The following is a 10,080-nucleotide window of genomic DNA, read 5'->3' on the forward strand; positions in this document are numbered from 1 at the left end:
GACCGGGCAGGCGGTCACGTGCGGCCCGGGCAGCACGGCGAAGGCGAGCGGCGAGCCGCCTGCGGTGTCGAGCCCCAGCTCGGCCGCGGTCGCCGCCAGGTCGCGCACCTGCTGGGTGGGCGGGTGCGGGAGGTCGTCGACGGTGGCGTACCAGGGCTCGTCGTCGTCGCCGTCGAGCGGGTCTCGCACCAGGTGCGCCCGGGCGCCGGTGACGTAGTCGGTGACCCAGCCGGTGGCCCGTTCCCGCCACCGCGCGAGCGCGTCGGTCACCACGAGCACGGGGGCCGACGGCCGGGTGTCGGACACGACGGCCGGGGTGAACCCGTTGGGGCCGAGCGCGGCGACCCAGTGCGCACCCGGCTCGGCGTCGAGCAGCAGCGTGCCGATCGCCATCGCGACGAACCGCGCCGGTTCGGTGTCCGCGGCCTCGCCGACCTCGAGCAGCCGGTTCCACAGGGCGTCCAGACCCTCGGGCGTGAGCGGGCCGATGAGGTCCCGCACGCGGGTCACCGCACACGTGAGCAGCGCGACCTCGTCGTCGGTGAGCTGGCGCGGGCCAGCGACGACGGCCGGGAAGGCCGTGTCGGACGGTGACGTGCCGAGCGCCATCTCACCTCTCACGCCGAAGCCAGGGTGGGACACACGGTACCGGGACCCTCGTCCCCCCGTGGGCCGGTTGTGTGTGACCTGTCAGCCCTTGGCGCGGCTGGGCTGCACACGTGGTGGCTCGCCCGGCATCTTGGGGTACTCCGGATCCAAGCGTCGACTGGTCTACTTGGCCTAGCGAGCCCGGGAGGCTCGGCAACAGTGATCGGGACGAGTTGTCGAGCGGGCTCGTCGCCTCTTGGGCCATCGAGCTGTGGCACTCGTCGGTGAGGCCTTGGCCTCCAGCCCCAAGGCTCGCTCTCGTTCGGAGCGCGTTGCAGGCTGGAGTCTTCGTGGTCGTCCGCGGTTGTTGCGGGATCGTGACCAAGCGTGGGCTCTCGGTACGCTACTGTGGCAGCTACAAACACCGGCCCCTCTGACAGCACTTGTGCTGTCAAGGGCCGGTTTTCTTTGGGGGCGCAGGTGGGGAAGTCGTGTATGACAAGCCGCACCTGAGCTACGCCGACCAGTTGGCGAAGCTGGAGTCTCGCGGCTTGGCTTGCGGAGACCGTGAGGCCGGTCTGGCGTTGCTCCGAAGCGTTGGCTACTACCGGCTCTCAGCGTACGTCTACCCGTTCAGGGAGATGTTGCCGCCGTCCGAGCAGTGCTCGAGCAGCCCGGTGAGCTACCGCGCGGCGGAACTTCGCCCGGGAGTCACGCTCGACCATGTGCGGTCTCTGCTGCAGTTCGATCGTCAACTCCGGGCGCGTCTTCTCGATGGTCTTGAGGTGGTCGAGGTCGGCTTGAAGACGCAAGTTGCCCACGTGCTTGGCGAGCGAGATCCGCTGGGCCATCTCTCCGTCGATGCACTCGACGGAGAGAGGTGCGCGCAGCTTCGGACCGGACTCGATGTCACAGCGTTCGACGCGTGGCTCGAGCGCTACAACAAGCTCCAGGCCGACGCGCGCCATGAAGACTACGTACGGCATCATCTGGTGAAGTACGGCGATCGGCTGCCGATCTGGGTCGCCATTGAGTTCCTGGACTTCGGCGCTGTCATCCGTCTCTACGAGCTGCTCGACCGCAGGGATCAGAACCGAGTAGCCGCTGAACTGGGAGTCAAGGGCGGGCGACTTCTCGTGGGCTGGCTCAAAGCACTCAACTATCTCCGCAACACCGCGGCGCACCACGCCAGACTCTGGAACCGGACGCCGACGCTCAAGGTAGGACGGTTCAATCAGGCGCAGGTCGGTCCGCTGCTGGCACACGCCGCGTCTGCACCGTCCGTCGATCGGATCTATCGGCCCATCGTCATCACGGCCTACCTGACGAGGCAGATCGACCCGAGCAGTCGCTGGCCGATCAACCTCCGAGACGTCGTGCGCAAGTTCCCCGCCGTGCCCTACGTGAGCCCCGAGTTGGATATGGGGTTCCCTGCTGACTGGACGAAGTTGGAGATCTGGCGACCCTGACCCGCCACCGCCAGGCTGCTCCGCGGTGACTCCGCGTCGACCGGAAGCGTGACGAGCCAGCGTTCGGGGCATCGGTCGGGCAAGATGCACGATCGTGACGACTCTCGAGGACGTTCTTGATCAGTACCTCTTCAAGTCCACGAGCACCTCGGAACGCGGGACGAAGTTCGAGCGACTCGTTCAGTCGTTCCTCAAGGTGGACACCCAGTGGAGCGCTCTCTACGACGAGGTGTGGACCTGGAACCAGTGGCCCGAGCACCACGGTCATGACACTGGGATCGACCTGGTCGCGCGGGAGCGTGACACTGGGCGTCTGGTGGCTGTGCAGTGCAAGTTCTACGACTCGGGCACCACGATCCAGAAGCAGCACATCGACTCGTTCCTGTCTGAGTCGGGCAAGCACCCGTTCGCCGGTCGGCTGGTCGTGACGACCACGGACAAGTGGGGCCCGAACGCCGAGCAGGCGATCAGCCGCCAGCAGATCCCAGTGCAGCGGATCGGACTGACGGATCTCCTGGACTCATCGATCGACTGGTCGCTCTTCGACCCCGAGACACCCGCTGCGCTGACCGTCAAGGCGCGCAAGGAGCTCATGGCGCACCAGCGCACGGCGCTGGAGAAGGTCCGCGACGGGCTCGCCCTCGCGGACCGAGGCAAGCTCGTCATGGCGTGCGGCACGGGCAAGACCCTCACGTCGCTGCGCATTGCCGAGGACCTCGTCCCGCTTGGCGGCAGCGTCCTCTTCCTGGTGCCTTCGATCGCGCTGCTGTCGCAGGCGCTCAAGGAGTGGTCGATCGAAGCCCAGCACTCGCTGCGTGCGTTCGCAGTGTGCTCGGACAGCAAGGCCGGGCAGTTTGAGGAGGACATCACCACCGTCGACCTCCCTATCCCGCCGACCACCAGCGCCGCGCGCCTGGCCGCGGCCGCGGGGGACGGCAAGGCCCACGGGCGCCTCACGGTCGTGTTCTCGACCTACCAGTCCATCGACGTCATCGCCCAGGCGCAGGCCCAGGGCCTCGGCGCATTCGACCTCGTGATCTGCGATGAGGCCCACCGCACCACTGGCGTGACCCTCGCGGGCGAGGACGCGGAGGAGTCGGCGTTCGTCAAGGTCCACGACGCCGCCTACCTCCAGGCGGCCAAGCGGCTCTACATGACGGCCACCCCGCGGATCTACGACGACGCCTCCAAGGCGAAGGCCGGCCAGGCGCAGGCCGTCGTTGCGTCGATGGACAACGAGGACCAGTACGGCAAGGAGCTGTACCGGCTCGGGTTCGGCGAGGCCGTGACCCGTAACCTCCTCACCGACTACAAGGTCCTCGTCCTCGCAGTCGACGAGGGCACCATCTCGCGGACCATGCAGGCGTCCTTGACCGACCCCGCCAACAGCGAGCTCAAGCTCGACGACGTCGCCAAGATCGTCGGCTGCTGGAACGGCCTCGCAAAGCGCGGCGCCACCGAGCACGACTTCGGCGCCGACCCCGAGCCCATGCGCCGCGCCGTGGCATTCTCCCGATCGATCAAGGACTCGCGGCGGTTCACGGAGCGGTTCGCCTCGATCGTCGCGGACTACCAGCAGTACACCGGCCTGCGCGATGAGGTCGCCGAGAACCCCGACGAGTTCCCGCTGCTTCCTGCAGCGGTCGAGCACGTCGACGGCAGCTACAACATGGTCGCCCGCAACGGGCTCCTCGCATGGCTCAAGGCCGAGGACCCCGACGGTGGCTGCCGCATCCTGTCCAACGCCAAGTGCCTGTCCGAGGGCGTCGACGTGCCCGCGCTCGACGCGGTGCTGTTCCTCAACCCGCGAAAGAGCCAGGTCGACGTCGTCCAGTCGGTCGGCCGCGTCATGCGCCGCTCGCCGGGCAAGAAGTACGGCTACATCATCTTGCCCATCGTCGTGCCCGCCGGCGTGAGCCCGGAGGACGCGCTGCGCGACAACGAGCGGTACCGCGTCGTGTGGGAGGTCCTCCAGGCCCTTCGCGCGCACGACGAACGGTTCGACGCCATGGTCAACAAGATCGAGCTCAACAAGGCCCGAGACGCCCGGATCAACGTCATCGGCATCGGCGGCCCCGAACCCGACGAGCACAGCACCAACGCCGCCGACAAGGGCACCCAGGGCTGGTTCGACCTCGACGCCCTCGGCGACTTCCGCGCTGCCCTCTACGCCAAGCTGGTCCAGAAGGTCGGCTCACGCCGCTACTGGGAGCAGTGGGCAGCCGACGTCGCCGTCATCGCCGAGAAGCACCGCGAACGCCTCGTCGGCCTGCTCGCCGCCGGGCACGCCGCCGACGAGTTCGAGCACTTCCACGCCGCGCTGCGCGCCAACCTCAACGAGTCGATCAGCCGCGAGGACGCGATCGACATGCTCTCCCAGCACCTCATCACCGCGCCGGTCTTCAGCGCCCTGTTCGCCGACTACGACTTCGCCACCCACAACCCTGTCAGCCAGGTCATGGAGCACATGCTCCAGGCCCTCGAGGGCACCAACCTCGAGGCCGAGACCGCCTCCTTGGACGCGTTCTACGAGTCCGTCCGCGGGCGCGTGGCGGGTATCGACAACGCCGCCGGCCGCCAGACGATCATCAAGGACCTCTACGAGCGGTTCTTTAAGCTCGCCTTCCCGCGAGCGGCCGACCAGCTCGGCATCGTCTACACCCCGGTCGAGATCGTCGACTTCATCATCCGGTCCGTCGACCACCTGCTCCGCGCCGAGTTCGGCGCCTCCCTGTCCGACGAGGGCGTGCACGTCCTCGACCCGTTCACCGGCACGGGCACCTTCATCGTCAGGCTCATCCAGTCCGGGCTGATCGCCCCGCACGACCTCGCCCGCAAGTACGCCACGGAGCTGCACGCCAACGAGATCATGCTGCTCGCGTACTACATCGCGGCCATCAATATCGAGTCCGCCTACCACGACGCGATCCGCGAGGCCGTGGACCCGGGCGAGCCGTACCGGCCGTTCGACGGCATCGTGCTCACCGACACCTTCCAGATGCACGAGGACGGCGACCTCGACGACGGGGCCGTCTTCACCGCCAACAGCGACCGCGTCATCGCCCAGCGCGCACTCGACATCCGGGTGATCATCGGCAATCCGCCGTACTCGGTGGGTCAAACCTCCGCGAATGACAACGCGGCGAATCTCAAGTACGCGACCCTCGACGCCAAGATCGCCGCAACGTACGATGCCCGGTCCAGCGCGAAGCTCCGGAAGTCCTTGCTCGACTCCTACGTCCGCGCGATCCGGTGGGCGTCGGATCGCGTCGGCGACCAGGGCGTCATCGGGTTCGTCACGAATGGCGGGTTCATCGACTCCAACTCTGCTGACGGGCTGCGGAAGACTCTGGCCGATGAGTTCGCGTCCGTCTACGTCTACAACCTGCGGGGCAACCAGCGATCCGCGGGCGAACAGTCCCGGCGCGAGGGCGGCAAGGTGTTTGGGGCCGGCTCGCGTAATACCGTCGCGATCACGTTCCTGATCAAGCGCCAGAGCCATCGGGGGCGCGCGCTGTTGAGGTACCGGGACATCGGTGACTACCTCACTCGGGAGGAGAAGCTCCGCGTCATCGGGGAGTCGACGATCGATGCCCTGAACTGGTCGGAGATCACTCCCAACGAGGCTGGGGACTGGACGAATCAGCGGTCTGGTGACTTCGGCGCCTTCACTCCTGTGGCCGATCGCCAGGAACCCGGGCTGCTCGCGGTCTTCTCCGGTGGTATCAAGACGAACCGCGACAGTTGGGTCTACTCGTACTCCGAGGCCGAGCTCGTCGGTCACGTCAAAGCGATGATCGCCGAGTACAACAGCCAGCTCGCCCAGTTCGCCGCGGAGTGCAGTCGCAGCGGTGTGCGGGATCGTCGCACCGCCTATGGAGCCTTCATCCAGCGCGACCCGCGTCGGATCTCCTGGGACGGGACCCTCGAGCACGACTTCATCCAGGGGAAGGCGGCGCGGTTCGAACCCAGCCACGTTCGGGTGGGCGCCTACCGGCCCTTCACTCGTCAGCGGGTCTACTTCGACCGTCAGCTGAACAACAGCGTCTATCGCCAGCCTTCGTTGTTCCCGAGCGCAACCCTGCGAAACGTCGGCTTCCAGGTTGTCGCTCCCGGATCGGACAAGCCGTTCAGTGTCCTCGCCGTCGACCTGCTTCCGGATCTGTCGGTGTGGGGATCTGGGCCGAGTCAGTTCTTCCCGCGCTGGACCTATGAGAAGGTCGAGGGCGAGGCCGCAACACAGGGAGCCTTCGATTGGTCCGACACGGAGGTCGTCGACGGGTGCCGCCGGATCGATAACGTCACCGACGCTTGCCTTAGGCAGTACCGCACTTGGTACGGCCCTGACGTCACGAAGGACGAAATCTTCTCCTTCCTGTATGGGTTCTTGCACTCGCCGGACTACCGGGTGCGGTTCGCCGCTGACCTCAAGCGGACCCTTCCCCGCATCCCGAGGATCGCCGCCGACGACTTCGCGTTCTTCGTAACGGCTGGCCGGCGGCTGCTCGACGTGCACATCGGCTACGAGGACGCCGAGCCCTACCCGCTCACGATCACGGGCGACCAGCCGGCCGGGCCCGGATCGGCGGACCGCTACGAGTGGTTCCGGGTCGAGAAGCTGCGCTGGGGCGGCAAGGGCCGAGACGCCGACAAGTCGACGATCTTCTACAACCCGCGGATCACGGTCTCGGGCATCCCGGACGCGGCTCACCGGTACATGCTCGGCTCGCGTTCGGCCCTTGAGTGGGTGATCGATCGATACCGCGTGACGACCGACAAGGCGTCCGGGATCACCAACGACCCGAACGACTGGTCCCGCGAGGTCGGCAACCCTCGCTACATCCTCGACCTCATCGCCAAGGTCACGACAGTGTCCGTCGAGACCATGCGGATCGTCGACGGCCTGCCTCCGCTGCGCGTCCACGAGGACCAGTCGTAGGGAGGCGCGGCCATGACCGGTATCGAGGTGGCCGGCTCCGCCGACCTGGAGGCCGTCATGGGTGCGCTCGCCTTGGAGCGGCCCGTCTTCCACTCGGAGGCCGACTTCCAGCACGCCTTCGCTCGCACGCTGTGGGACGTCGCCCCGGATGTCCGGCTCCGGCTGGAGGTTCGACAGGATCGTGCGGCACGGACTGACCCCAAGCGTCGCGAGTACGTCGACCTGCTGTGCCGGGGCGGCGCCCATTCCACGGCGATCGAGTTCAAGTACTTCACGCGGTCGTGGCAGGGGCAGGTGGGCGACCCTCCGGAGGAGTTCTCCCTTCGTGCCCACGCCGCCGAGGACCTTGCGCGGCGCGCGTTCGTGGTCGACATCGAGCGGCTGGAACGGTTCTGCGCTGCCACGGGCTCCTCGGGGATCGCCCTGTTCCTCACCAACGAACGCCGGCTCTGGGAGCGTGGCGGCGCGGGCAAGAAGACTCCGCGTGACGCCGAGTTCCGATTGGACGACTCTCGGACGCTCGCCGGGCTCCTCCGCTGGGCGGACGGAAAGTACAAGGAGAACGACATCACCCTTCGGGGGGTGTACGAGCTGCGGTGGCGCGACTACGAAGCACCCGACCAGGGCCAGCCACGTTTCCGGTGGCTCGCCGTGGAGATCCCCGCTTGACGTGAGGGCCGGCGGCCGGGCTCAGCGCTCGCGGTCGGCGTCGCGGGACGGCTGGACGCGCTTGGGCTCGCCCGGCATCTTCGGGTACTCGGGCGGGTAGGGCAGGTCGCCGAGGTCGTGGTCGCGCTCGTCGCGGTCGGCCCACGCGAGCAGGGGCTCGAGCGAGAACCGCGGCGCGGCGCCGGCGGCGAGCGGTGCGAAGGGGTCGCCGACCCGCGCGAACCGCTCGGGCAGGGTCCGGACGGTGAAGTCGTCGGGGTGGACGTCCGCGACCTCGTCCCAGGCGAGCGGCGCGGAGACGGTCGCGCGGGCGTTCGCGCGCACGGAGTACGCCGACGCGATGGTCCGGTCGCGGGCCATCTGGTTGTAGTCGACGAAGATCGTCTGACCGCGCTGCTCCTTCCACCACGCCGTCGTCACCTGGCCCGGCAGCCGCCGCTCGAGCTCGCGGCCTAGCGCGATCGTCGCGCGCCTGGCCTGCGTGAACGTCCAGCGCGGCTCGATCGGGACGAAGACGTGCAGACCGCGACCGCCCGAGGTCTTGGGGTAGCCGGTCAGACCGACCTCGGCGAGCAGCTCGCGCAGGTGCGGTGCGACCCGCGCGGCGTCGGCGAAGTCCGTGCCGGGCTGCGGGTCGAGGTCGATGCGCAGCTGGTCGGGCCGGTCGACGTCGGCCCTGGTCACGGGCCACGGATGGAACGTGAGCGTGCCCAGGTTGACCGCCCAGGCGACGACGGCGAGCTCGGTGGGTGCCACCTCGTCGGCCGTGCGGCCCGACGGGAACGTGATGCGGGCGGTCTGCACCCACGGCGGGGCACCGGTGGGCACCCGCTTCTGGTAGAACGCGTCGCCCGACGGATCCTGGCGGGTGGCGTGCCGGGCCTCGGGGGACCAGCCCTTGGGCCAGCGCTCCAACGTCGTGGGCCGGTCCAGCACGGCGGCAAGGATCCCGTCGCCGACGGACAGCACGTACTCGACCAGGTCGAGCTTGGTGAGGCCCAGGTCGGCGAAGCACACCCGGTCCGGACTGGAGACCCGGACGGTGCGCCCGCGCACGTCCACCTCGACCGCCTCGGTTCGCGCCATGCCCCACGGTAGGTCCGTGCCACCGACACCCGCCCGTCGAGCGAGGTGCCGTCGGTCCGCCGGGCGCGGTGCCCGGTGCCGGTCGAGCAGGCCGCTCGCGGGTCCGTTTGTCCGTGGGCCCAACTAGGGTGGCGCCGTGACGACAGCGCTGTACCGCCGGTACCGCCCGGAGACCTTCGCGGAGGTCATCGGGCAGGACCACGTGACCGCGCCGCTGCGGCACGCGCTGCGCTCCGGCCAGGTCAACCACGCCTACCTGTTCTCCGGGCCGCGGGGCTGCGGCAAGACGAGCTCGGCCCGCATCCTCGCCCGCGTGCTCAACTGCGCGCAGAACACCGTCGAGCACCCGACGGACACCCCGTGCGGCGTGTGCCCCTCGTGCATCGAGCTGGCCACCGGGGGGCCGGGCAGCCTCGACGTGGTCGAGATCGACGCCGCCAGCCACGGCGGTGTGGACGACGCCCGTGAGCTGCGGGAGCGTGCGACGTTCGCCCCGGCCCGTGACCGGTTCAAGGTGTTCATCCTCGACGAGGCGCACATGGTGACGCCGCAGGGCTTCAACGCGCTGCTCAAGCTCGTCGAGGAGCCCCCGCCGCACGTGAAGTTCGTGTTCGCGACGACGGAGCCGGACAAGGTGATCGGCACCATCCGCTCGCGCACCCACCACTACCCGTTCCGCCTGGTGCCGCCGGACGTGCTGGTGCCGTACCTGGAGCAGGTCTGCGCCCGCGAGAGCGTGCCGGTGGGCGCCGGGGTGCTCTCGCTCGTGGTGCGCGCCGGCGGCGGTTCGGTGCGGGACAGCCTGTCCGTGCTCGACCAGCTCATCGCCGGCTCCGGCCCGGCCGGGCTGGAGTACGAGCCGGCTGTCGCGCTGCTCGGCTACACCCACGCCTCCCTGCTCGACGACCTGGTCGAGGCGCTCGCCGCACGCGACGGGGCGGCGTCGTTCCGGGTCGTGGAGCGGGTGATCGCGAGCGGGCACGAACCGCGCCGGTTCGTCGAGGACCTGCTGGAGCGGCTGCGCGACCTCATCGTGCTGTCCGCCGCGGGGGAGCGGGCCTCGGCCGTGCTGCGCGACCTGCCCAGCGACCAGCTCGAACGGATGCGCTCGCAGGCCACCCACCTGGGTGCTTCCGAACTGTCCCGGTCCGCGGACCTCGCCTCGGTGGCGCTCACCGAGATGGCGGGGGCCACCTCGCCCCGGCTGCAGCTCGAGCTGCTCATGGCCCGGCTGCTGCTGCCCGCCGCCGACGACTCGCGGACCGGGCTCGGCGCCCGCCTCGACCGGTTGGAGCGCGGGCTCCCGGCGGTCGCGCAGGCCGGGGCTCC

General features: G+C 69.0%; 6 protein-coding genes. 4 read left to right on the forward strand and 2 right to left on the reverse strand.

The features are described 5' to 3' along the window. Positions 1-621, reverse strand: a 621-nt coding sequence (locus tag F2B26_RS11740; protein ID WP_159809577.1) for a hypothetical protein, incomplete at its 3' end; no start/stop codon positions are given. Between the two features lie 458 nt (positions 622-1,079). Between F2B26_RS11740 and F2B26_RS11745 the strand changes: the two genes are divergently transcribed. The 3 genes from F2B26_RS11745 (at position 1,080) to F2B26_RS11755 (ending at position 7,665) form a co-directional block, all read left to right on the forward strand. Beyond that, positions 1,080-2,057 (forward strand): Abi family protein, encoded by a 978-nt coding sequence (locus F2B26_RS11745; protein WP_159809579.1) that lies wholly within the window; start codon positions 1,080-1,082, stop codon positions 2,055-2,057. Between the two features lie 94 nt (positions 2,058-2,151). Continuing rightward, positions 2,152-6,996, forward strand: a complete 4,845-nt coding sequence (locus tag F2B26_RS11750; protein ID WP_159809581.1) for a DEAD/DEAH box helicase — start codon at positions 2,152-2,154, stop codon at positions 6,994-6,996. 12 nt (positions 6,997-7,008) lie between these two features. Further along, on the forward strand, positions 7,009-7,665 hold the full coding sequence (locus tag F2B26_RS11755) for a hypothetical protein (protein ID WP_201292716.1): 657 nt from the start codon (positions 7,009-7,011) through the stop codon (positions 7,663-7,665). A gap of 21 nt (positions 7,666-7,686) precedes the next feature. Here F2B26_RS11755 and ligD read toward each other — a convergent pair whose 3' ends face one another. Continuing rightward, positions 7,687-8,751, reverse strand: coding sequence for a non-homologous end-joining DNA ligase (gene ligD, locus F2B26_RS11760; RefSeq protein WP_159809583.1), 1,065 nt, complete (start codon positions 8,749-8,751; stop codon positions 7,687-7,689). A 136-nt stretch (positions 8,752-8,887) separates the two neighbouring features. Here ligD and F2B26_RS11765 point away from each other — a divergent pair. Next, positions 8,888-10,080 (forward strand): DNA polymerase III subunit gamma and tau (locus F2B26_RS11765; RefSeq protein ID WP_159809585.1); only part of this gene is annotated, 1,193 nt, incomplete at its 3' end.

It is taken from the genome of Cellulomonas citrea, assembly GCF_009829685.1.
In the GTDB taxonomy this organism is placed as follows: domain Bacteria; phylum Actinomycetota; class Actinomycetes; order Actinomycetales; family Cellulomonadaceae; genus Cellulomonas; species Cellulomonas citrea.

Bases quoted from the DNA above. Each gene is read 5' to 3' on its own strand.
- F2B26_RS11755 (WP_201292716.1), top strand. From the start codon at position 7,009: ATGACCGGTATCGAGGTGGCCGGCTCCGCCGACCTGGAGGCCGTCATG.
- ligD (WP_159809583.1), bottom strand. From the start codon at position 8,751: ATGGCGCGAACCGAGGCGGTCGAGGTGGACGTGCGCGGGCGCACCGTC.